General features: G+C 48.8%; 19 protein-coding genes. 7 read left to right on the top strand and 12 right to left on the bottom strand.

The genetic code is table 11. The features are described 5' to 3' along the window. Nucleotides 1–93: 93 nt before the first annotated feature. From V5J35_RS15700 to V5J35_RS15685, 4 genes are all read right to left on the bottom strand, one after another. Nucleotides 94–444 carry a hypothetical protein gene (locus V5J35_RS15700; protein ID WP_354008050.1) on the bottom strand — a complete coding sequence of 117 codons (351 nt, stop codon included), beginning with the start codon at nt 442–444 and terminating at the stop codon, nt 94–96. 317 nt (nt 445–761) lie between these two features. Continuing rightward, a complete protein-coding gene (locus tag V5J35_RS15695) occupies nt 762–1,412 on the bottom strand; it encodes a hypothetical protein (RefSeq protein WP_354008049.1) in 651 nt (216 codons plus the stop codon). Nucleotides 1,413–1,537: 125 nt separating this feature from the next. Then, nucleotides 1,538–2,953 carry a Na+/H+ antiporter NhaC gene (gene nhaC / locus V5J35_RS15690; RefSeq protein WP_354008048.1) on the bottom strand — a complete coding sequence of 472 codons (1,416 nt, stop codon included), beginning with the start codon at nt 2,951–2,953 and terminating at the stop codon, nt 1,538–1,540. Nucleotides 2,954–3,066: 113 nt separating this feature from the next. After that, nucleotides 3,067–3,795: a redoxin domain-containing protein gene (locus V5J35_RS15685; protein WP_354008047.1), complete on the bottom strand. Its 729-nt coding sequence runs from the start codon at nt 3,793–3,795 to the stop codon at nt 3,067–3,069. A gap of 253 nt (nt 3,796–4,048) precedes the next feature. Here V5J35_RS15685 and V5J35_RS15680 point away from each other — a divergent pair, with 253 nt between their 5' ends. Together V5J35_RS15680 and rep are read left to right on the top strand one after the other, a co-directional pair. Further along, a complete protein-coding gene (locus tag V5J35_RS15680; RefSeq protein WP_354008046.1) occupies nt 4,049–4,906 on the top strand; it encodes a hypothetical protein in 858 nt (285 codons plus the stop codon). Nucleotides 4,907–4,987: 81 nt separating this feature from the next. Continuing rightward, entirely contained in the window at nt 4,988–7,000 is a 2,013-nt protein-coding gene (gene rep, locus V5J35_RS15675; protein WP_354008045.1) for a DNA helicase Rep, read from the top strand. A 615-nt stretch (nt 7,001–7,615) separates the two neighbouring features. On the opposite strand, the gene V5J35_RS15670 is transcribed toward rep, so the two are convergent. From V5J35_RS15670 to V5J35_RS15650, 5 genes are all read right to left on the bottom strand, one after another. Next, on the bottom strand, nt 7,616–8,140 hold the full coding sequence (locus V5J35_RS15670) for a hypothetical protein (protein ID WP_354008044.1): 525 nt from the start codon (nt 8,138–8,140) through the stop codon (nt 7,616–7,618). Between the two features lies 1 nt (nt 8,141). Further along, nucleotides 8,142–8,762 carry a 5-formyltetrahydrofolate cyclo-ligase gene (locus V5J35_RS15665; RefSeq protein WP_354008043.1) on the bottom strand — a complete coding sequence of 207 codons (621 nt, stop codon included), beginning with the start codon at nt 8,760–8,762 and terminating at the stop codon, nt 8,142–8,144. 14 nt (nt 8,763–8,776) lie between these two features. After that, complete coding sequence (locus V5J35_RS15660) at nt 8,777–9,676, bottom strand: LysR family transcriptional regulator (RefSeq protein ID WP_354008042.1); 900 nt, start codon at nt 9,674–9,676, stop codon at nt 8,777–8,779. Nucleotides 9,677–9,801: 125 nt separating this feature from the next. Further along, nucleotides 9,802–10,212 carry an NAD(P)/FAD-dependent oxidoreductase gene (locus V5J35_RS15655; RefSeq protein WP_354008041.1) on the bottom strand — a complete coding sequence of 137 codons (411 nt, stop codon included), beginning with the start codon at nt 10,210–10,212 and terminating at the stop codon, nt 9,802–9,804. A gap of 66 nt (nt 10,213–10,278) precedes the next feature. After that, entirely contained in the window at nt 10,279–11,664 is a 1,386-nt protein-coding gene (locus V5J35_RS15650) for an L-cystine transporter (RefSeq protein ID WP_354008040.1), read from the bottom strand. A gap of 230 nt (nt 11,665–11,894) precedes the next feature. Here V5J35_RS15650 and V5J35_RS15645 point away from each other — a divergent pair, with 230 nt between their 5' ends. Further along, on the top strand, nt 11,895–13,079 hold the full coding sequence (locus V5J35_RS15645; RefSeq protein ID WP_354008039.1) for a hypothetical protein: 1,185 nt from the start codon (nt 11,895–11,897) through the stop codon (nt 13,077–13,079). A 147-nt stretch (nt 13,080–13,226) separates the two neighbouring features. Here V5J35_RS15645 and ssb read toward each other — a convergent pair whose 3' ends face one another. Next, complete coding sequence (ssb, locus tag V5J35_RS15640; protein WP_354008038.1) at nt 13,227–13,829, bottom strand: single-stranded DNA-binding protein; 603 nt, start codon at nt 13,827–13,829, stop codon at nt 13,227–13,229. A gap of 141 nt (nt 13,830–13,970) precedes the next feature. Further along, complete coding sequence (locus tag V5J35_RS15635) at nt 13,971–15,323, bottom strand: MFS transporter (RefSeq protein WP_354008037.1); 1,353 nt, start codon at nt 15,321–15,323, stop codon at nt 13,971–13,973. A 196-nt stretch (nt 15,324–15,519) separates the two neighbouring features. Between V5J35_RS15635 and V5J35_RS15630 the strand changes: the two genes are divergently transcribed. Together V5J35_RS15630 and uvrA are read left to right on the top strand one after the other, a co-directional pair. Continuing rightward, nucleotides 15,520–16,479, top strand: coding sequence for a hypothetical protein (locus tag V5J35_RS15630; protein ID WP_354008036.1), 960 nt, complete (start codon nt 15,520–15,522; stop codon nt 16,477–16,479). A gap of 98 nt (nt 16,480–16,577) precedes the next feature. After that, nucleotides 16,578–19,409, top strand: coding sequence for an excinuclease ABC subunit UvrA (uvrA, locus tag V5J35_RS15625; protein ID WP_354008035.1), 2,832 nt, complete (start codon nt 16,578–16,580; stop codon nt 19,407–19,409). A 67-nt stretch (nt 19,410–19,476) separates the two neighbouring features. On the opposite strand, the gene V5J35_RS15620 is transcribed toward uvrA, so the two are convergent. Further along, nucleotides 19,477–20,769, bottom strand: a complete 1,293-nt coding sequence (locus tag V5J35_RS15620; RefSeq protein ID WP_354008034.1) for a cation:proton antiporter — start codon at nt 20,767–20,769, stop codon at nt 19,477–19,479. Between the two features lie 235 nt (nt 20,770–21,004). Here V5J35_RS15620 and V5J35_RS15615 point away from each other — a divergent pair, with 235 nt between their 5' ends. Together V5J35_RS15615 and V5J35_RS15610 are read left to right on the top strand one after the other, a co-directional pair. Continuing rightward, nucleotides 21,005–21,466 (top strand): bactofilin family protein, encoded by a 462-nt coding sequence (locus V5J35_RS15615; RefSeq protein ID WP_354008033.1) that lies wholly within the window; start codon nt 21,005–21,007, stop codon nt 21,464–21,466. 303 nt (nt 21,467–21,769) lie between these two features. Next, nucleotides 21,770–23,140, top strand: coding sequence for a KamA family radical SAM protein (locus V5J35_RS15610; protein ID WP_354008032.1), 1,371 nt, complete (start codon nt 21,770–21,772; stop codon nt 23,138–23,140). Nucleotides 23,141–23,212 lie beyond the last annotated feature (72 nt).

Genomic DNA, 23,212 nt, shown 5'->3' with positions numbered 1-23,212 from the left:
TTATTTGTAGTGTTTGCACATAACGCCTGGTTCAGCCACCACCAAAGGTGGTCGGATTGTGGGACAAAGCCCGGAACGAACTGGAACCATTTGTTAGTTTTCTATTTCAAAGACATTAGTCTTAAATTCTTGTATACAATATCTGGCTGCTAACTCAAGCTCTTTTTTAAGCCCTTCTGCCTTATTCTTAAGCAATTCATCATAACTTGGGGCAGAGTCACTTTCTACAGGAATTCTAGAGCAAAAACCTTCAGCAATAACCTTACTTCTTCTTGAATCTATTAATCTAAGCTTTGAAGTATATATTACTCGATAATTATTCCAGTCAGTTGGAAAATAAACGAAACTCCAGTTTACTTTCTGTATATCAAGAATATAATCTGAATTATTATATAAGGATGACACTGTATTAACATCTGAAGAATCAGTTATTACTTTTCCCAAACCAATAACTTTTAGATTATATTTTCCACTTAATTTTCTAATTAACTCACTGGCTATAAACGTTGCTGGATCAGAAGCATCATTTTTTGAATGATTGAGTTACCCTCGAAAATCATTGCAGCTGCACCCAATAATCCAAATGTAGCTTTACCTGCTGTCATAGCTGAAAAATCCGGCTTTTGTCTACTTGTAACTGTTAAGTACTCAACCATATGAAATAATCACCAAACGGATAATTAGAGTATTTTTAACCATCATTCCTCCGTTATTATTATACTTTTTTAGTTGGTACTGAAAGCTAACACTCAATAAACAGATCAATCAGGAAAATATCCTAACTCATACTGTATATAGTCTTTTGCCTGACAATATTCCTGGTTCATTTTGTCTAATGTCCAGGGGTCTGATTCATAAAAATAACTGACAGCATTGTTATAAACTTTCCAATAATGCCCTTCTTTAACGCAGATGATTGTGTGTTGAAAATCGAAACCACCAGGCCCGCTGGCCACTACTGTTCTGTAGGCTATCCGTTCCATACGTGCAAGATGCCTGTTGTGCCAGTCCATATAATGACAGGCAGCCAGCCGTAATACTTTTGTTCCAGATACAGATGATGGCATACACCTACCATTATCGTCATGGTAAATGCGGTTCCCCTCTTCCTCACGCCTTACCTCAAGAGCGCAACCGTTCAAAGGGTAAGTCAGAATAAGTGTACCGTCAGGCTGTCCAAAAGGAACGAATAGCGAGTTTGCATCATTTTTTTCGTATCCACAGTACCAGTCCTTGCCTTCATCCGTTAAGCGTACATTAAGCATCACAATACGGTGATTGTTAAAGAATGGCATACCGGTAACATGGCACCTGCCTGACTGGAAGTGCTCTTCATCGCTGACCTCCACAATGAAGCCTGTTGTCCGCACCGCATCAAATGGGCGCAGTCTGAGGAAGGCTAAATCTATCATTAGTCACGTTACCAGCTTGCCTTCTGAACTCCGGTGAGTCTGTCGAACTTAAGTCCGGCAGGCTCCCGGAATATAGCTCAAGAAAAGCCACACCCTACCGGATATCAGTTAAGGGACAAGGTGCTCTATACCAGCCTGCCCTCAGACCCTGCCACTGCTACCTTCCCGGTTCGAAACAGCGCAAAACCACTGTAAGCCAGTGCAATGGAAAACAAAGGGTTCATCCAGTTAAGCAATGCCCAGGGCGCATACTCCAGAACCGATACACCCAGTGTTGAGGCAAAGAAGGCTCCACCTGTCGTCCAGGGAATTAATGCGGTCGTCAGCGTTGCGCCCTCTTCCAGTGAGCGACTCATCACACAACGGTCTAAACCTTTCTCATCGTAAGCATCGCCAAACAGCTGCCCACCCAGAATAATCGTCATGTACGCTTCACCCATCCCCATGTTGCCAAACAGGCTGGTGATAATGGTAGTTGCTACCAGTGTGGCAGCCCGCTTTACCCTGGACAGAATGCCGACAATCAATACCCTGAGAAAACCAAATCGATCCAGAATACCGCCTAATGCCAGCGCCATCAGGGATAGCGACAGCGTCCACATCATGGATGAGATACCACCGCGCCCCAGCAGTGAATCCAGCTCCGCCACTTCGGAACGGATACTGCCGCCATAGAACAAACTGTTAAGAACCACGCCAAATTCCTGCCCCTGCAGAACCAGGGCCAGCAGAACCGCCACCAGGGCAGATGCAGCCATGGCCAGTTCAGCAGACACTCGACGTGTACTAAGTACCAGCATGGCTAACAATGGCAATAAGGCCCACAGGCTGATATTGAACGTTGAACGCAGACCGTCGGATAAAGAGTTCAGGTGTTCAGCAGGCAATACACTGTCGCTGTAGTTCAACCCATAAAACGTAAACAGTGCCAGCACGATTAAATAGACAGGTCCACTCGTATAACTCATGCTTTTTATATGAGCATACAGATCGGTTCTGGATGTCATAGCTGAGAGGTTCGTGGTGTCTGAAACCGGCGACATCTTATCACCAAAACTGGCACCGGAAATGACCATGCCTGCCACAACCGCAACCGGAAAGCCCATGGACTCACCAATGCTCATCAACACTACACCTGCCGTGCCAACAGTTCCCCAGCTGGTACCAGTCGCCAGAGACATGATAGTGCAAAACAACAGCCCTGCCGGTAGAAAGATGGCAGGCTCAATCAGACGAATACCGTAATAAAGCAGGGTAGCCAGCGTGCCGCTCTCAATAAAGGCAGCAATAATGACACCGATCAGAATGAAAATATAAATGGCAGATAATGCACTGTGGATACCATCATTCATGGCATTTTTTATGGTGTGATAATCTGCGCCCAACCCCCGGGCGCTCACGCCTGCGATTAGCAGGCACAACAGCATAAGACTGTGCAGGCTGGTCTGTAATATAAAAAGACCAATGCCAATCGTAATAACAATAAGACCAAAGGTCAGCAACGCATGAAGAAATCCCGGTTGTCTGGAGTGTACAGCCAACTTCCCACCCTCCTTGGGTTTGGTTAAGTTATTGATTTTTCTATGGCCTGCAAGATTAACAAAGCAGGAAGGCAAGGGCTATTGAATGTCACTCAACAGCCCGGACAGGGGCGTTAATTTTGCTTCTTAATCTGTTTCCGAACGCCTTTGTGACTGCGTTCCATACCTGCATCACCGGGTTGCCAGCCCTGTGGCACCAGCATTCCTTCGTTTTCTTCTACAAATTTCAGTGCCGCCGCTTTCCGGTAAAGCTCGTCGACATCCCGCCCTATGCTGTTCATCTGCACTTCTGAAATCTGAACCTTACCCTGTTTGTCGATAAAGAATGTAGCCCGCAGTGCCAGTCCGTCCTCGCCTTCGACACCATAGTTTCGAATAATCTTATGATCGGCATCAGACACCATGATGAAGTCCGCGTCGCCAATACCAATCGGCGTATTCCTGTCACCTGCCGCCGGCTTGTCCGACTTCATGCGCCACGCCTGATGTGAAGCCTCTTTATCTTTATCCAGGTAGGCTTCATCCGTAGACAGCACCAGCACCTCGTAACCTAGCTCGTGAAAGTCATCAATACGGTTTTTCAGGGCAATCAGTTCAGTGGGGCAGATAAAGGTGCAGTTTTTCGGATAGGTCAGCAACATAATCCGACTCTTGCCAATTAAGCTGGAGAGGCTGAACTTTTCCACCAGCTTGCCAGCAGGGTTACCCTTTTGCGGCACCACCGCAGGAGCTTCAAACAAAGGGGCATAGCTGCCGGGAATGGGAAAGGCTTCTGCAGAAGGCGCAGCCAGGGACAGAGAAACCAACGCACCAGAAATAGCAGTAAACGCTCTGATTTTCATAACAACCTCGGGTACAAAGTACGAATCAGTTTTAGCAGAAAATCAGATTGATGGAGGTAAAGTCACGTACACCAGCCCCGTCAGGAGAAGGCATATAACAAGAAGCGATAAAAAATTAGTTATAAAAGTAGCCATAGAAAGGAACCAGACAGCAGGGCTATTGTCTTAAGAGAAGGAGCAAAAATCACCAGTCGTCCTCGAAAACCATGAGATTGTGGGGCTTTCCCAGCTGTTATACGGAAGCGTAATTATTATGATTGACCGTCACTTCGCAACGCCTCCCACCCTGGAAGGCGATCATCAAGAGTCAGATACTGAGAGTCAGGATTCATCATTTGGCCATAGAAAAGTGACAACTCAGGAACCTGAAAAAGCTATTCCGGTCAGCCCACAGCCCTCATACGGCACTGATTACTACAGTCATGCTGATGAGCCTGAATGGAACCCCTCTGCCTTAATCTCCAGGTCGCTGCCATTTCCAACCACAGTTCCTGATGAATACCGTTTCCGGGAAATCGAACGGGAATGTTATGAAATGATTTTAGAACCGGATAATTTACTTTCGCCATCCATTCCTGAACGCTCAATTCGCTACCGTCACGATGCCTATCATGAGTTCGCCAGAGGTTACGCAGGTAATGATGTTATTGGCACTATTCAGGATGGAAAGCTCTACTCAACAGACTGCCGTGAAATCAAAAAGCTTATTGGCTACTCCCTGCCTACAGCCGATGTCTACGAACTGCCTGATGGACGTACTTACGGACACTTTTTTTGCGTAATGCTTGGTAAATTAGTCGACGGCAGTGCTTTCCACTTTCATGGCGACGACGACAGGGAAGATGCCAATTTAGATGGAACCATGATCGTCGCACCGGACTGGAAAACCCTGATTGCCCATCTGGATGATGCCAGGCTGCTCCAGGTTGCTTATAGCATGAGTATCAACAATTCAGATAAATTAAAGGCGCTGATCAACCCCGACAGATCAGGCCAGTTATCTTGCTGGCTAAACGATCTGGGTGATTTTGGAAAAGCTTTGGGCTGGATTGCGAGTAACAAGGAAAAAGTAACAAGGTTAAGAAAAAACTTCATGCTGCTTCTGAATTAATATCAGGGGTGTTCTGAATGCCATCTACCTGCGATATAACTGGTATAATCGATCATTTCACCCACATTAATTGTTCCGCCAGTGCATAAACTTAACGACCGACAAGCCGAAGCCGTCAAATACATTGATACCCCCTTACTGGTTCTGGCAGGCGCAGGCAGTGGTAAAACCAGTGTTATTACCACCAAAATTGCCTACCTGATCCAGACCTGTGGCCTCAATGCCCGTAATATTATCGCCGTCACCTTTACCAACAAGGCGGCACGGGAGATGAAAGAGCGTGTTGGAAAACTGGTTCAGGGACGCAAATCACACGGCCTGACTGTTTCAACCTTCCACAACCTGGGACTGAACCTGATTCGTCGTGAATACAGGGCGCTGGGGTACAAACCCGGCTTTTCCATTTTTGATGCCCAGGATGCCCACGCACTGATTGGCGAACTGATGCAGCGGGAAATGGGTGCCGATGAAGACAGTGTCGACAGTGTGCAGCACACGATTTCCAACTGGAAAAACGATCTGGTACTGCCAGCAGAAGCGATGCAAACCGCCCGGCAGCCCCATGAACAACTGGCAGCGCGGGTTTATGAACACTACAACCGAACCCTCAAAGCCTACAACGCCGTTGATTTCGATGACCTGATTCTGCAGCCCGTTATGCTGTTCCGACATCATCCGGAGATTCTTGAGCGCTGGCAGAACAAAGTACACTACGTTCTGGTGGACGAATATCAGGATACCAACGGAGCCCAGTATGAACTGATCAGCAAGCTGGTTGGCACTCGTGGCAAGCTCACCGTAGTAGGCGACGATGACCAGTCAATCTACGCCTGGCGGGGCGCCCGTCCGGAAAATCTGGCGCTCTTGAAAGATGACTACCCAAGCCTGAGAGTCATCAAGCTGGAACAGAATTACCGGTCCACCAGCCGTATTCTTAAAGCCGCCAACACCCTGATAGCCAACAACCCACACGTGTTTGACAAAACCCTGTGGAGTGAACTCGGTATGGGCGACATTATCCGGGTGATCCGCTGTAAAAGTGACGATGCCGAGTGCGAACGCATTGCCACAGAGATCCTTACCCAGAAGCTCAGGCACGATACCCACTATCGTGACTATGCGGTGCTGTACCGGGGTAACTTTCAGTCCCGCCTGCTGGAAATGAAACTGCAACAGCACCAGATTCCTTACCATATTAATGGCGGCACGTCGTTTTTCTCCCGGGCAGAAGTCAAGGACATCATGGCTTACCTGCGCCTTCTGGTGAATCAGGACGATGACAACGCCTTCCTGCGCATCGTCAATGTTCCCCGCCGTGAGATTGGCCCATCAACGCTGGAAAAACTGGGTAATTATGCCAGTGAACACCAGTTAAGCATGTACGCGGCCTGTCAGGAAATGGGTTTGCAGGAAGCGCTTTCACCCAAGTATGTGAAAAAACTCAGGGACTTCACTGAGTGGATGGATACTATTTCGAGACTGTCACAGACAGAGGAAGATCCACTTAAAGCCGTTCGGGAAATGATCGATGACTGTGGCTATGAAAACTGGCTGATGCAGACAACAGCGACCCCGACCGGTGCCGAGAAGCGTATGGCCAATGTCTGGTTCCTGATCGACTCTTTGCAGCAATCTCTTGAGCGGGGTGATGAAGACGCTACCCTGGAAGACGCCATCAGTCGCCTGATTCTTCGGGATATGATGGAGCGCCAGGAAGAAGAAGACGACGCAGACCGTGTGCAACTGCTCACCCTGCACGCCTCCAAAGGTCTTGAATACCCCCATGTCTTTATGATGGGCATGGAAGAAGACCTGCTGCCACACCGAACCAGTATTGAAGAAGACAATATCGAGGAAGAACGTCGTCTGACTTACGTTGGCATTACCCGCGCCAGAAAATCACTGACCATGACCCTGGCAGGGCAGCGCAAGCAGTTCGGCGAGGTCATTGATACAACCCCCAGCCGCTTCCTTGATGAACTGCCCCAGGAAGACCTGACTTATTCAGGGTTTGGTGAAAAAGCCACTGAAGAACAGAAAAAACTGACCGGCAACAATGCCCTTGCGGCACTTCGTCAAAGTCTTAGCAACTGATATGAGCGATCCTCGCAGACTAATGGTGTCTGCGAGAAAACCTGATAAAACAGAGACCTTTGTGAATATCTGCCCATTTTCTTTTCAGGATTATGCTTTAAAAATTGACTGAACTCACAATTAAGTCAATTAGTTTTGCACGACACAGGGTGCTTACTTGCAGAGGTTTCTGTTTTATGACAAATTCACTGAAAATTTAATGTAAAGCAACAAAAAAGCACGGACAAAATCATATTTTGCCTGCCGCTGATCGTTGCTGACTATCCTTTGCTGACTATCGGGCTACATTCACTATTCACATAGGAGTTGCCTGACAAAAACCGGAGAGAACAATAATGGTAAGAAAAACCCGCGACCCTATCTCTGTATTGCTGACAGTGTTTGTTCTGGCTGTAGCGACCACCGCTGCAACTGCTTCACTGATTTAGGCATTGATATGCAAGGCTGCCAGGGAACGGCATGCTTATGTGCAGGGATGGCAACAGAGTGGATATTATCTGATTGTTGTATAGAACCTCATTCCTGGATGCAAAGTAAAGACAGGCCAGTTCAAACTTCGGTTAGCGAAAGGCTTTAAGAGTTCAAACGAAGTCGCTGATGATCTGAATTTTGGCTTCAACACATAGGCTTCAACACATAGGCTTCAGGCAAGTAGGGACCTAACAATGCCGGAGACGAAAGCACCGTCATTTTTCTGTTCAGTAAACCTGCATAGTACTGATCCTCTTCCCAACCGCCTATCAATGACTCTTTAACACAGAAGCGAGTATACGACCCCATTAATACAAGGCTGGTTATTTTATTGCGTTCCAGATAGCCCATCAGAGGTGGGGTAGTGCCTAAAGCAAGCACGCCATCAGACTCTTTTACACATGAAAAATCAGGTCTTCCAATAATGCTAAAGATATGTCTGGCTCTGAGCACTCTATGTGCATATACAACAATGATCAGGCACCCTAAATCATTACAGAAACGTAGCACATCCTGCTGGCTTTTCTGTCTGGCTACACAATTTCTAAATGTTTCAGAGATACACGGGTCATCATTTTCGTCGATGACAATTACAGCAGTATTTGCCTGATTATCAGGATCATGAAACTGGACGATGCCATCAAACAAGCTGCCATGTATTACTGACACTTTAAAATCTCCGCGTTGCTCCCCGCTTATCGTCCGGCAACTTCTTCGACGTCTTATAGGCTTTGTCCCCTGTGACCACCCATGACATCAATACATCCCATTCTGCCACTGGAATCGACTCGACTTTCTGACATTCATGAGCCAGCCCGACTAAAACCGGCTTGTCGGCCGTTTTGACAAAGGCAAAGGTTCGGTCGTAAAAGCCTCCGCCCATTCCCAGGCGCCCACCAGACTCATCAAAACCGGTAAGAGGCATCAATACCAGATCCAGTTCAGTGGCCGGAATACACAACGACAAATCCAGTACGGGTTCCGGAATATTAAAACGATTAGGCAAAAGAACCGTCTCCGGGGTATATCGCTGAAAATGCATTTTCGTCTTATCGTTATTATTCAGTACTGGCAGATAACAGCTTTTGCCTTCAGCCCAGGCATGTCGAACAATGCATTCAGGACTGATTTCGCCGTCATTGGCAAGATACACAGCAAGCTTCCGGCTTCTGCTGAATTCAGGTAACTGTTTTAACTGTTGCAGCACGCCAGCCGCTGCCTGTTCCTGCTGAAGCTCCGATAACGCTCGACGACGATCTCTTAACGCTGATCTCAGTGCCTTACGATCCATGATTAACCTCTTCCTCAAATTGACGACCTATCAAATTGACGACAATGTTTTCTGACAATTTCTGCCAGCGCCTGAGTGGCAGGACCGGTGTTGTCATCATCAGGAAATACCATATACAGAGGCACTACCCTTAATCCTTTTGAATCCATTGGCAATACTTTAATGGTTCCAGCTTCCAGCTGAGCTTCAATATAGTGTTCGGGCAGCCAGGCAAAACCCAGCCCCTGCTCCAGTAACCGAACCACTGTCGTCATATTACTAACAGTCCAGCGTTCTTCAGTACCCAGCCAGCCAGCACTGCTACTGCGTTTAATTCCGGAATCGCGAACAACAATCTGTCGCTGTTGTTTTAAGTCCTTTTCAGTAATGGTTCTGCCAGATTGAAGCAGGGAATGATCAAAACGGGCAACAGGCAAAAACCTTATAGAAAGCAGTTTCTCACCCAGAAAGCCGGAAGGCAGCACGCCGGTAATCACCAGATCAGCCTGACCAGAAACCACCCGTTCAGTGGTTCCTGACAACACCGATTCCACCAACTCCAGACGGGTGCTGCGTGATACCTGCGAAAAATCTTCCAGAATATCCATCAGGATCGTATAGGGAAATAACACCTCAACCGCCAGCGTCAGCTCGCCTTCCCATCCCATAGACAGACTGCCTGCAATTTTTTCCAGGGCATCAGATTCCTTCAGTAAAACCTGAGAACGGCGCAGCATGACCCGGCCCGCCTCTGTCAGTTCTGCCTTGCGCCCACGCACTTCAAGAATCCGCACACCCAGCTGATCCTGTAGCTTATTGACGGCATAGCTGATCGTCGACTGACTTTTATGCAGGGCGCTGGAAGCCTGGGCAAAACCTCCATTTTCAACAACAGCGTGAAGCATACGCCACTGTTCCAGTGTAACTTTAGACATTGTTATTCAGATTGTTATTCAGCAGGTGACTTGTATGACACAAGCGTATTCTGCCTGCTTCAGGCTATTGCCAGCAACCTGAATCCAGTCAGCTATTGATAACTGTCAATGACTGACCGGGATCGCTATTTAGCAACATTCCCCGCCACATTCAGCGCATCCCAGGTGCGGGCAAACGGCGGAGCATAACAGAGATCCAGCATGCCCAGTTCTTCGGTGGTCATTCCGGAATAAACAGCTGCCGCCAGTGTGTCGACACGCAGTACAGCACCACGCCTGCCAACCAGTTGCCCACCCAGAATTTTTTTACTCCCACGCTCATAGATCAGTTTGACACGGATATCTGACTGATCCGGATAATAGTTGGTATGGCTTTTGTCGTTAATAACAACGGTCTTGTAATCCATACCGGCCGCTTTAGCGTCTGCCTCGGAAATACCGGTACGACCTGCTTCAATATCCAGCACCTTAACCGCCGCAGACCCAAGGGTTCCCCAAAATGTTTTCTCCGCACCCATCAGGTTTTCACCCAGCATCCGCCCCAGTTTGTTAGCCGTGGTCGCATGCCAGCCGCTTCTGCTCCAATAATGACGATATTCGTATCAGGATACCCTTTCCAGCTCCTGAGATGAGTTATAGATGTCCATATCCGCGTCACCCAATAAACGACTGGTGACAAATCCTGAAGTAATAGCACCATTCACATTCAGTGCAGTGCGCCCCATATCAATCAGTGGCTCGATAGAAATCAGCAAACCCGCCAGGGCCACCGGCAGGTTAAGGGAAGACAGTACAATCAGTGCCGCAAAAGTGGCTCCGCCACCGACACCCGCAACGCCGAATGAACCGACGACAATGGTAGCAATGAGAGTAAAGATAAAGGTGATGTCCATCGGATTGATCCCAACTGTCGGTGCAATCATCACCGCCAGCATGGCGGGGTAAATGCCCGCACAACCGTTCTGACCAATGGTGGCACCAAAGGATGCTGCAAAATTGGCAATGCCTTCCGGCACTCCCAGGCTTTGAGTCTGGGTCTGAATGGTGAGTGGAATACTGCCTGCACTACTGCGTGAAGTAAACGCAAAGGTCAGGACAGGAATCACTTTCTTCAAAAAGGTCAGAGGGTTTCCACCCATCAGGCCCACCAGCAGTAAATGCACCACAAACATCAACAGAATAGCGATGTAAGAAGCCAGGACAAAATTGACCAGATTCAGAATGTCTTCAAAATTGCTGGTCGCTAACACCTTTGTCATCAATGCCAGAATGCCATAAGGCGCCAGTTGCAGTACGACCGTCACCACATGCATCACAATGGAGTGTACGACAGCCATCGCTTTGTCGAATCGTTCACCCTGTTTCGGTTTTGTCTTATGAATACCAAGGCCTGCCAGTCCAATAAAGGCTGAGAAAATAACCACAGAGATAATAGAGGTCGGGCGCAGACCGGCCATATCCTGAAACGGGTTAGCGGGAATCATATCAATCAACAGGGAAGCAACGGACAGTTGTTCTGTAGTACCCAGGCGATGAGTCAGCACTTCAGCACGGGCCAGTTCTCGGGTACCCGCTGTCAACCCTTCTGCTGACAGGCCAAATAATAGTGAAACGGCAACCCCAATCAAACCGGCAATGGCCACTGTTAACAGCAGAACCCCAAGGTTTATACTGCTGATTTTACCCAGTGACTGGGCGCCTTTGAGCTTCAGAATAGCGGTAATGATCGACACCATCACCAGAGGAGTCACGATCATTCGCAACAGCTGGACATAACCACGGCCAATAATATCAATGTACTCGACAGACGACATTACCGTCTGCGAACCCGGGCCGTAAATAAGGTGCAATATCAGGCCATACGCCGCACCCAGTCCCAGTGCTATAAAGACACGACGAGTAAACTTCATATGCTGGCTTTGCAGGCGGTACAGACAATAAATCATCACTAACATTATGCCGAGGTTAAGCATTACATACAGATTCATGGAGTACTCCTGAAGATCAAAACAGATGAACACACGCAGTCGTGGCAACTTTCACAAGATAGTTAAGGCTCGTCCGGGGAGCGACTGATTCATTGGTGATGCCAGCTGGAGCCAGTGGCTTACGGAGGTACGAAGTGACTCGAATAAAACGGCATGACGAGCATTTTAGAGGCTAACCGTCACTTTTTGACTACTCTGAAGCGCACTATCAAAAAAAGATGACTGCTGACATGTCGTTTCTACCATTCGTCAGGCTTATTCTAATCACTCTTTTTGTTGGTTCATTGGCGACCAGTACCTGTGCAGGGCTTCCTGACGCGCTTTATCAATGGACCCTTCGCACGCATAACGACACGCATAACGAGGTAATCCTTGCCAGTGGAAGCTACAAGGAACACTTCGAGGCCACTCTTCCATTTTTTGAAGACACAAAGAAACAATTTGTGTTCATACGGAACACTGAAGTCCGTATCAACAGAAGCGCCTACTGGCATGATGGTCAGGAGGCATACCACCATAGGGAAAACATGGCGTGCACTTTTTTTAACTTTTCAAATGCTGAGAGTTTAATTCGGTATACCTACAGACACATGGCGGCAAGGGATTTGGGAGAGCTCATTTTTGATCTTTGGTGCTTTAGTTCAAGTAAACGTTCAAGTAAAGAACGTTCGGGCCCATGGTATGACATATGGGGACGTCGGTCGATTTCTTGCTTTAACCATTTCCATAACCGATTACGAGATGAATTTGAATTAATCAATCTGGCTCATACTCCGGCAGGCAGTTCTGATGCTGTCGAGATTCTACCGGAAACAGTGGTTCTCAGGCTTTCACTCGGAGAACCTGAAGCGCAACAGTGGCTGATGAGTCATATTCGTGAACTGGAGTCAGGTCCTGCCACTACTAAAGCCTGGTATAAGCCCCCCCATGGTGGCTGTCCATGCTCGCCTCGCTGTTGCTCGCTCAATAAGATCAACGCTGAATATAAGCAGAGCATTCCGTTGAAAGTTATTCGTGGTTCAGGGTCACAGTCGCGTTCAGTGTTAACCTGGCAGGAACGCATTGTTGTATCCGGCTTTTACGAGCAACCAACGCCAGTGGAAATAACGCTCGAAAGGGTGCCGGGAGAACAAGCAGCCTACAGGGTTCACATCATTTCAACCCGGGGTTCGGATTCAGGCCCGAATTTTTATATCTGCCTGATTGTTCGTCCCTGGCGGCAAGCGTCGAACTACCTTATTGTGTCACATGCTGACATTCACGAGGGGGATTATCACTTCCAGTTTGTCCATGAGGACTTTCGCTCCCGGCTGCCTGCCGCCGCCTCTCAGCAAAACGGGGGCTCGCTCCTGAACAGTGATCTGAATGACTTGATTCGAGCTCATTTTAATCCTTCAGGCTCAGCGGGGTTTTGAACTATCAGCTGAGTATGCTGCGCTACTCTGGCGTTTGGGATTGATGCAATAGCTCTGCGAAGAACTTCATGGGGCATAGCCGACTAGAAAAGCCGCTATAAAGCGGCTTTTCTATCAAGTTTTCTACATTTTTAAATTTGTCTTGGTCTAGAACGGAATATCATCGTCAAAATCATCAAACCCAGCTGCAGCCGCTGGCTGAGGAGCTGCCTGCTGTTGTGGTGCTGCCTGCTGAGGCGCTGGAGTCGGACGCTGCTGCGCCTGTGGCTGAGCCTGTTGCTGCGGAGCCGCATATTGCTGCTGCGGTGGACGCTGCTGTGGTGCCTGTTGCTGAGGAGCCGCCTGAGGCTGCTGGTAGCCACCACCCATCTGGTTTGGTGCAGCACCCATGCCGCCGTCCTGACGGCCGTCCAGCATTTGCATCTGCCCACTGAAACCGTCTACCACCACTTCTGTGGTGTAACGATCCTGACCCTGCTGGTCCTGCCATTTACGGGTTTGCAATTTACCTTCGAGGTAAACCTTGGAACCCTTGCGCAGATACTGTTGACAAATCTCAGCCAGCTTGCCGAACACCACAACACGGTGCCATTCGGTGCGATCCTGACGCTGACCGGTATTTTTGTCCGTCCAGGATTCGCTGGTAGCCACGTTAAGATTGGCTACCGCACTGCCATTAGGGGTAAACCGGACATCCGGATCGCCGCCCAGATTACCGATCAGAATGACCTTGTTAACACCACGTGCCATCTAAATTCTCCAATATTATATATCCGGTAAACATTGTGCTTTCTATCGAAAGCAACCTACCAAAAGCCGCTCATGGCTGTATCAGTAGACAACATTTACTCATGGCGGTTTCATCAATGTGTCAGCAGGTGCCGGTTTTTGTCAACACTCTCCATACTGTCGCAGCGCTGACATATCGAGTGTCCTGCGGTTCACTTTTAAATAGGCAGTTCGTTCCCTGCCCAGAACCGTGACTTCTTCAACCCCGGGGATAACAGCAAGCGTCCGGCTCATTGAACCGGCATCCTGACCATTGGCAGGATTCAGTGCCATCACCATACTGCTGACGTAGGGGGGATGCTTCATGGTAACAGACAATAGCCACCAGAGTGCAGTGGGAATTGCACAGACCATCAACACCCCGTTCAGTCCCAGATACTCATAACCCAGACCCGACAGAACCCCACCAAGGGCTGCCCCGGCAAACTGGCAGGTTGAGTACAGCCCCATGGTCGTACCACGGGTGCCTGCGGGTGACAACTTGCTGGCCAGTGAAGGCAGGGATGCTTCCAGAAAATTAAAACCGGCGAAGAATACCAGTAATCCGGAAATCAGCAACCAGCGATGTTCCCCTGCCTGCGCCATAAACACCATCGACACTAACAGCAGCGTAACCGCCGCTACAAAACACTGCTTTAACCGCCGTTGCTTTTCGCTGTAGATAATGAAGGGAATAATCACCAGAAAAGAACCCAGCAACCCCACCAGATACACCCAGCCATGTGATGCACGGGGGATGTTCATGGTGCTTTCGAGTTCACGGGGCAGAAACACAAATAGCCCCATGACGATGAAATGCAGGGTAAAAATACCAAACATCAAACGCAGCAATTCAACGTTATGCAGAACTTGCCAGACGCTTTTTTTACTGACGAATGAATTCAGATCCTGCCGTCGTGTCGCCGCTGAAGGTACGATCAGCAACACAATCAAAATGCCTGCACCGGCCAGCCAGACATTACTGAGAAACAAACCTGACAACCCCCAGCTCGCAGCAATAGCAGGCCCCAGCATCATGGCGAGACAAAAGGACAAACCGATTCCCATGCCAAAAATCGCCATGGAACGGGTACGGTACTGTTCTCGGGTCAGGTCTGCCAGCAGCGCAGTGACCGCCCCGGCGATGGCGCCACAACCCTGCAGAACCCGCCCCAGAATCACCCCCTGAATCGACTCGGCATAAGCAGCCACCAGGCTCCCCGCCACAAACAGTAACAAACCGGCAATAATGACTTTTTTACGTCCCACCCGGTCCGACAGCCAGCCAAACGGTATCTGCAATAATGCCTGACTGAAGCCATAAGCCCCAATCGCCAGCCCCACCAGCAAGGGCGTCGCACCTTCGAGCTGATCGGCATACAGCGCCATCACAGGCAGTACCATAAACAGTCCGAACATGCGGAACATAAATACCAGAGACAAAGAGAGAGATGCTTTGATTTCCTGACCAGACATTACTGACTTCTTATAACTATTTTCCAGTAACGCCAAGTTTATCAGGAAATACCGGAAACAAGTTCACAAATAGCAAAATAATCGATGCCATGCAGGTACATTCACTACTCCTGTAGAGCAATTTTTTCCAACACTTCCCTCTGCCTCAACTACTTTTCTCCTTGGTTAATATCAAAACAGAAGGGAATAAGTATTTATGACGTACCCAAAAACAGCGCCTTTTTTTCAGTTCAGAAAAAGCCTGCTCATTATTCTGCTCTGTCTGGTCACAGTGACTCCCACTCAACAGGCACAGGCCAATAAAAACCTTATTATTCCTGCAGTACTTACCTTTGCAATTGCAGGAATATACCTCCTGGTACAATACAGCCCCGGTTATGGCAATAGCTTTGAAGAGAGCATGACCCTGCTCCCGAAAATCACCTATGAGGTTGATACCACCAACAGTCATAAACACGGTGGCTCTGAAGTAGTACTCACTCCTAAGATTATCCGCGGTCAGTACATTAGTCCGACACGTCATGAGCGAACCGTTATGCAATTTGTAGAACGTGCCGTCTGCTCACCAATTATAAAAACCAAAGGCACGTCGATTGACCTGAATGACCTTAACAGACAGTGCCGGAAATGGTTCAATGACCATACAATGACCTTCCCTCATCAGGCGCTGGGAGTAAAAGCAGACCAACTCGATACTCTTTTACTGCCCAAGCTGGTTTACAACGTCAACACAAAAAAGCTGGCTCTTGTCGCCACTCCGGTTTCTTACGTTAAACAGGATGGCAGCCCTTCCAGTGTAAATTCCGCCATAACCAGAAGTGAACAAAACTGGCAACGATTATCGCCGTCATTCCCGGAACTGAACAATCTGCCTTCAGGGGAGAAGAAAGAACTGCATATCTGCCATCACGCTCCGGAACTGTCGAAAATGCAACACCCTCTGGAAAGTGCTGATCACCAGTACTATTACGATTTTCCCGTTCCTGGCATTTCACACCTTCATAAAACCAGCCATGAATTTTTCATTGTTACCCAGTATTCCAAACTATCAGGAAACTGGGGGTATTACTGGGTCATTGATGCCCCCTGGCCAAACGGTTATCAATCTCTGAAGTTCGCTAAAACCAAATACATCGATCCGTCGCAACCTCTATAAATATCGACAGACCTGACTCGATAAAATTCAATACTGTTTAACGCAATGTTTGTTTTATACTCCTCTGTTGGTTTAATGCCCACGCAGAGGAGCAGGCAGTGGACAAAATTACGGTACAGGGCGCAAGAACGCATAACCTGAAGAACATTGATCTGGAAATGCCAAGAGACAGCCTGATCGTGATAACGGGTCTGTCCGGCTCAGGCAAGTCTTCACTGGCGTTTGATACCCTGTACGCTGAAGGCCAGCGCCGTTACGTTGAATCCCTGTCAGCCTATGCCCGCCAGTTTCTGTCAATGATGGAAAAGCCGGATGTCGACCATATAGAAGGTCTGTCACCGGCCATTTCCATCGAACAAAAGTCCACCAGTCACAATCCACGCTCAACAGTGGGTACCATTACCGAAATATACGACTACCTGCGCCTTCTCTTCGCCCGCACCGGTATTCCTCGCTGCCCAAAACACCACCAGCCTCTGGAAGCCCAGACGGTCAGCCAGATGGTCGACCAGATTCTTGCGATACCGGAAGGTACTAAGCTGATGCTTCTGGCTCCGGTGGTCAGGGATCGAAAAGGTGAGCACCTGCATGTATTCAATGAGCTGAAAACTCAGGGTTTTATCCGCGCCCGTATCAATGGCATTGTCACCGATCTGGATAACCCTCCGGCTCTGGACAAGAAAAAGAAGCACACCATTGAAGTGGTGGTTGACCGTTTCAAGGTACGCGACGATCTGCAACTGCGTCTGGCTGAGTCCATTGAAACCGCGCTGGAGCTGACCGATGGACTGGTGTCGGTGAGCTATATGGACGGTGAGCAGGACGACGTCGTTTATTCCGCCCGTTTTGCCTGTCCGGAGTGTGGTTACAGCATCAATGAGCTGGAACCCCGCATGTTCTCCTTTAACAACCCGGCGGGGGCCTGCCCTACCTGTGATGGCCTGGGCGTTAAACAGTTCTTCGACCAGGATCGTATTGTCCAGCACCCCGAGTTAACACTGGCAGAAGGTGCGATCCGGGGCTGGGACAGACGCAGTGTTTATTACTTCCACATGCTGAAGTCTCTGGCAAAACATTACGGATTTAATATTGATACGGCCTTTGATGACCTGACCGCCAAACAGCAGGAAACCATCCTGTACGGCTCCGGTGAAGACCAGATTGATTTCAGTTACGTGAATGATCGTGGCGATATCTATAAAAAACGTCATCGCTTTGAAGGCATTATTCCGAACTTTGAACGACGCTTCCGGGATACTGAGTCACAGGCTGTGCGGGATGAGCTGTCAAAATACCTGAGTACCCAGAGCTGTCCGGGCTGTAAAGGGTCGCGCCTGCGTCTGGAATCCCGCAATGTCTTTGTGCAGGAAGAAACTCTGCCAGAACTGGTTAAGCTGCCTGTTGAACGAGCACTGACGTATTTCAATGAATTGAAACTGCCGGGCAACCGGGGGGAAATTGCTGAAAAAATCCTGAAGGAAATTTGTGAGCGCTTAAGCTTTCTGGTCAACGTTGGTTTGAACTACCTGACCCTGGATCGCAGCGCCGATACCCTGTCGGGTGGTGAAGCCCAGCGTATCCGCCTTGCCAGCCAGATTGGTGCCGGACTGGTAGGTGTTATGTATATTCTTGACGAACCCAGCATTGGACTGCATCAGCGAGATAATGAGCGCTTACTTAGCACCCTGACCCGCCTGCGTAACCTTGGCAATACGGTCATTGTCGTAGAGCATGATGAAGATGCTATTCGTATGGCAGACCATGTGATTGATATTGGTCCGGGGGCGGGCATTCACGGGGGAGAAATTATCGCCCAGGGTTCTCCCCAACAAGTCATGGATAATGAACAGTCTTTGACTGGTCAGTACCTGTCAGGGGCTAAAGCCATAGCGATTCCGGAAAACCGAACACCAAGGGACAAGAAGAAAACGCTGAAACTCTCCGGCTGTTCCGGCAACAACCTCAAAAACGTCACTCTGGAAATTCCTGTCGGATTAATGATCTGTGTCACCGGTGTTTCCGGCTCCGGTAAATCAACCCTGATCAACAGCACTCTTTACCCGATTTGTGCGACTGAACTGAATAAAGCGACAACCCTCAGCTCGGCGTCGTACAAAAAAATCACCGGCATGAGTCATTTTGACAAATGCATTGATATTGACCAGAGCCCGATTGGCCGCACACCACGCTCCAACCCCGCCACCTATACAGGCATCTTCACCGCTATTCGTGAACTGTTTGCCGGTACTCAGGAAGCCCGCTCCCGGGGGTATAAGCCTGGCCGTTTCAGCTTCAACGTCAAAGGCGGACGCTGTGAAGCCTGTCAGGGTGATGGTGTGATCAAGGTAGAGATGCATTTTCTGCCAGATATCTACGTTCCCTGTGATGTCTGCAAAGGTAAGCGTTACAACCGTGAAACCCTTGACGTTAAATACAAGGGTAAAGGCATTGATGAAGTGCTGGATATGACCGTGGAAGAAGCGCTTGAATTTTTCGAAGCCATTCCCGCTATCAACCGCAAACTACAGACACTGATGGACGTTGGTCTGTCGTATATTCATCTGGGACAGAATGCGACAACTCTTTCTGGCGGTGAAGCCCAGCGGGTCAAGCTGGCCAAAGAACTGTCCAAGCGGGATACTGGCAAAACCATGTATATTCTGGACGAACCAACGACCGGCCTGCACTTCCACGATATACAACAGCTGCTTAATGTTCTGCACCGCCTGCGGGATCACGGCAATACGGTTGTCGTGATAGAACACAATCTGGATGTCATTAAAACCGCAGACTGGATTGTGGATCTTGGGCCGGAAGGCGGCGATGGCGGTGGTGAAATCATTGCCACAGGCACGCCCGAAACCGTTGCAGATATGGATATGTCCCATACAGGCCGTTTCCTTAAACCCATGCTCTGCCTGCAAAAATAGGCAGGCAAAAACCGTGAGGCTGTTTTTCAGCCTCACTTTATTCGTCATTCAAAGAAATTCGTAATATTCAGCCGCCGAGTTTTTTCATGGCAGCCCTGACTATATGATACTTCTGATTCACTCTCAGCCTGCACATCAACCAGTTAACCGTCGTTCCCTGAACCAGCAGAGAGAACAGAATCACCGCTAATGTCATATCAATAATCAGGTTCTGGTATTCCATATCAGAAGGAATAGACACCATCAGGGCCACGGGTACCACACCCCTGAGGCCGCCCCAGAATATAATAGCCTTCACTTTCATATCGACTTCCCTGCCTCTTAAAAAAACATCAGAGGCAGGAAGCAACAGGTAGACCACCAAAAAACGGGCGAGTAATACAACCACTATCGCGATAAGCAGCCAGGGGAAGGCATCCAGCAACCGCTCAGGACTCTTGATCAGCAGGCTTTCCTTGAATCCCAGCAGCAGAAAAACCAGGCTGTTGGCAATAAAGACAATAAAGTCCCAGTACGGTTCAATTAACTGCCGAACCTGGTTAGAAAGCAGTTCACCGATAGAAGAACGAATCACAAGCCCCGCTGCAATTGTTGACATCACTCCGGAAAAGCCAAAGATATGATCCGCAATAATAAAGCTTCCGTAAGCGAGAATCGTTGAATTTGCAATCTGTACAAAAGGACTGCCACGACCCAGCTTCAATAACCAGCACATACTCAGGCCAAGGACACCGCCCACCAGAATGCCACCAAAAAACACTTCTATAAATGACCCTATCCCTTCCAACAGCATCCAGCCGGTGAAGCCTGAGCCAGACTGAACGACAGAAAGAACAATGCCAAAGACGACAATGGCTGTCGCATCATTAAACAGGCTCTCCACATCCATCAGCATTAACATACGGTCAGGAGCCCCGACCTCTTTGAACAACGCGATTACCGCTACCGGGTCAGTGGCTGAAATTAATGCCCCGAACAACATGGCTCCAGCCAGAGTCAGGGGGGTCAGGACATTCAGCAGGTACCCTATAATCAGCATTGACAGAACCACGCCGGGGACTGCCAGTGTCATAACCGTTTTCATCTCCCGGAACATATGCGGAATTTTAATGTGCAGGGCAGCGCCAAAAATCAGTACTGGCAATAACACATACATAATAAGGTCGTGAGACAGCTCTACCCGGTGCAACAGTTCAAGTTGATTGGAGTATTGTGCCAGGCTGGCAAGAATCATTCCGATAATGACCAGGCCAATGGTATAAGGAAATCTAATCCGCTTTAGAAGAATCGCCGAACTGGTAGCAAGTAGTAATAAACCGGCCAGCATCAGAACCGGATCAGCTAAACTGGTTTCCTGCATACGAGAACCTCGCAAAAAAGGAGAAAGCAGACTGCTCTGCCCTTAAGCAGCCTGAGTCTCGTCAAAGTACACGACTTCAGGCTGTTACTAATTGCAGTCAAGCCCACGATCGTTGAAAATGCCAGCCTGATGCCATTGCCGATTTTCAACCTGCGTTAGAAATCGGAATGGTATCAATCCCTCTGCGTCTTTTTGCGTAGTTTTACTGACATTAACTACATAGGTTTCTTCGTCCATGTGGGGCAAAAACAGTTCCGAATCCAAAGCATCTGGCAATGATCACAGCGATATCACAACCCTGATTTCCGGTGGCACAGAAATAGAAGGTGATATTCGCTTTCGCGGCAATGTTCATGTTGAAGGGACCATCAAGGGCAATATCACCTCCGACAGCGGCATGTTGCAGCTGGTAAAGGGTAGCTCTGTAACCGGCAATATTCGTGCAACGGATGTTCGTATCGACGGTCTGGTAAACGGCGATGTTTATGCGTCCGATCGTCTGGAACTGTCCCGCAACGCCGAAATCAATGGCAACATTTATTACGACGTGATGGAAATGGTGGCCGGTGCAGCCATTAACGGCCGCATGGAGCGCATGCACAAAACCGGTGAACTGCTGCCTAAAGGCGATGAGGCAGAAAAAGAAGACACTAAAAAAATCGGCAAAGAGAAAGTCAAGCAGCTGAAAACTGCCTGATTTCACAACGGGTGATGCTCTCTTTCAGAATCGTCTCTGATGATTCACTGAGAGCCCCATCCAAAAAGTTGACTCTCAATAGGCTGATGGCTCTCAACAGGCTGATGGCTCTGACCAGTAGAATCTCCCTCTCGGAATTCGCTACAAACACTATACACATCCACTAATTAACACCTTCAAACATACGTCCTCATACGAATAAAACCCCAGTTACAATAATGGATTTATCGCATATCAGTTTTGCTCCAACTATGGAAAAATCCAGCCACCCTTCATACCTCACACAAAAACAGAGGAGCTGATTTGAACGCTTATACTCAGGCTGAACAGTTAATTGCGTCTTCCAACACCGACGCAGCACGTCCGTATACCGTTTACACCGAACGTAACATTGACATGATCGAGCAGTTCCGTCAGCTGCCTGAAGCCATGCAGTTCGAGATCAAGGTTGTGGCAAGTGTTATGCCCTTCCGCGTAAACGAATATGTTGTGAACGAACTGATCGACTGGAACGATATCCCTAACGATCCGGTTTTCCGCCTGATGTTCCCGCAAAAGGAAATGCTGAAAGCAGGCGATTTTGATCTGATGGCAGAGCTGCACGCTGCAGAAGCAAGCCGCGAGACCATCAAAAAAGCAGCCCACGAAATTCAGCTGAGCATGAACCCGCATCCTGCCGGTCAGCTGGCAATGAATGCCCCTATGGTTGACGGCAAGCCGGTTCAGGGCATGCAGCACAAATACCGTGAAACCGCGCTGTACTTCCCAAGCCAGGGTCAGACCTGCCACAGCTACTGTACTTTCTGTTTCCGCTGGGCGCAGTTCATTGGTGACAGCGACCTGAAAATGGCAGCGACCGAAGCGTCCACCATGCACGCTTACCTGAAAGAGCACAAAGAAGTTACCGACCTGCTCTTCACCGGTGGTGATCCGCTGGTTATGAAGACCAAGCTGGTAAAAGAATATCTGGAGCCTCTGCTGCAGCCAGAATTCGATCACATCAAAAATATCCGTATCGGCTCCAAGACCCTGACCTTCTGGCCATACCGCTTTACCGCTGACGACGATGCACAAGAGTTGCTGGAACTGTTCAAGAAAATGGTAGACGGCGGCAAGCACCTGGCGTTTATGGCCCACTTCGACCACTACGCGGAGCTGAAAACTGACGTATGTAAAGAAGCCGTTAAACGCATCCGTGCCACTGGCGTCAACATTCGCGCTCAGGCTCCCCTGACCCGCCACATCAACGACAACCCGGATGTATGGGTGAAGAACTGGCAGACTCAGCTGTCCATGGGCATCGTTCCTTACTACTTCTTTGTAGCCCGTGACACCGGTGCCAAGCACTACTTCGAAATCCCGCTGTACAAAGCGTACGAAATCTATCAGGCAGCCATCATCCGCATGTCTGGCCTGGGTCGTACTGTTCGTGGGCCATCCATGAGCGCGGGCCCTGGTAAAGTAGAGATCACTGGCATCACTGAAGTTAACGGCGAGAAAGTGTTCGTTCTGCGCTTCCTGCAGGGTCGTAATCCGGACTGGTGCTACCGTCCGTTCTTTGCTAAATACGACGAAGAAGCGACCTGGCTGGACGATCTGAAGCCAGCCTTCGGTGAAGAGAAATTCTTCTTCGAAGATGAGTACAAAGCAATGTGTAAGGCTCGCGGCGCTTAATTAAGTCGTAGAAGTTAAGGGTTATCAATTTAAAAATAATTGATAACCCGACTTGTATAAACCAGTTCCGAA

The sequence above is a fragment of the Endozoicomonas sp. NE40 genome (genome assembly GCF_040549045.1).
GTDB classification, from domain to species: Bacteria; Pseudomonadota; Gammaproteobacteria; order Pseudomonadales; family Endozoicomonadaceae; genus Endozoicomonas_A; species Endozoicomonas_A lisbonensis.
This window is presented reverse-complemented; position numbering and strand designations above follow the sequence as displayed.

What these genes read in the sequence shown, in the direction of transcription:
- V5J35_RS15695 (WP_354008049.1), bottom strand. Translation starts at nt 1,412, where the DNA reads ATGATAGATTTAGCCTTCCTCAGACTGCGCCCATTTGATGCGGTGCGG.
- V5J35_RS15685 (WP_354008047.1), bottom strand. Translation starts at nt 3,795, where the DNA reads ATGAAAATCAGAGCGTTTACTGCTATTTCTGGTGCGTTGGTTTCTCTG.
- V5J35_RS15680 (WP_354008046.1), top strand. Translation starts at nt 4,049, where the DNA reads ATGATTGACCGTCACTTCGCAACGCCTCCCACCCTGGAAGGCGATCAT.
- V5J35_RS15665 (WP_354008043.1), bottom strand. Translation starts at nt 8,762, where the DNA reads ATGGATCGTAAGGCACTGAGATCAGCGTTAAGAGATCGTCGTCGAGCG.
- V5J35_RS15660 (WP_354008042.1), bottom strand. Translation starts at nt 9,676, where the DNA reads ATGTCTAAAGTTACACTGGAACAGTGGCGTATGCTTCACGCTGTTGTT.
- V5J35_RS15655 (WP_354008041.1), bottom strand. Translation starts at nt 10,212, where the DNA reads ATGCTGGGTGAAAACCTGATGGGTGCGGAGAAAACATTTTGGGGAACC.
- V5J35_RS15650 (WP_354008040.1), bottom strand. Translation starts at nt 11,664, where the DNA reads ATGAATCTGTATGTAATGCTTAACCTCGGCATAATGTTAGTGATGATT.
- V5J35_RS15645 (WP_354008039.1), top strand. Translation starts at nt 11,895, where the DNA reads ATGTCGTTTCTACCATTCGTCAGGCTTATTCTAATCACTCTTTTTGTT.
- ssb (WP_354008038.1), bottom strand. Translation starts at nt 13,829, where the DNA reads ATGGCACGTGGTGTTAACAAGGTCATTCTGATCGGTAATCTGGGCGGC.
- V5J35_RS15635 (WP_354008037.1), bottom strand. Translation starts at nt 15,323, where the DNA reads ATGTCTGGTCAGGAAATCAAAGCATCTCTCTCTTTGTCTCTGGTATTT.
- V5J35_RS15630 (WP_354008036.1), top strand. Translation starts at nt 15,520, where the DNA reads ATGACGTACCCAAAAACAGCGCCTTTTTTTCAGTTCAGAAAAAGCCTG.
- V5J35_RS15620 (WP_354008034.1), bottom strand. Translation starts at nt 20,769, where the DNA reads ATGCAGGAAACCAGTTTAGCTGATCCGGTTCTGATGCTGGCCGGTTTA.
- V5J35_RS15615 (WP_354008033.1), top strand. Translation starts at nt 21,005, where the DNA reads ATGTGGGGCAAAAACAGTTCCGAATCCAAAGCATCTGGCAATGATCAC.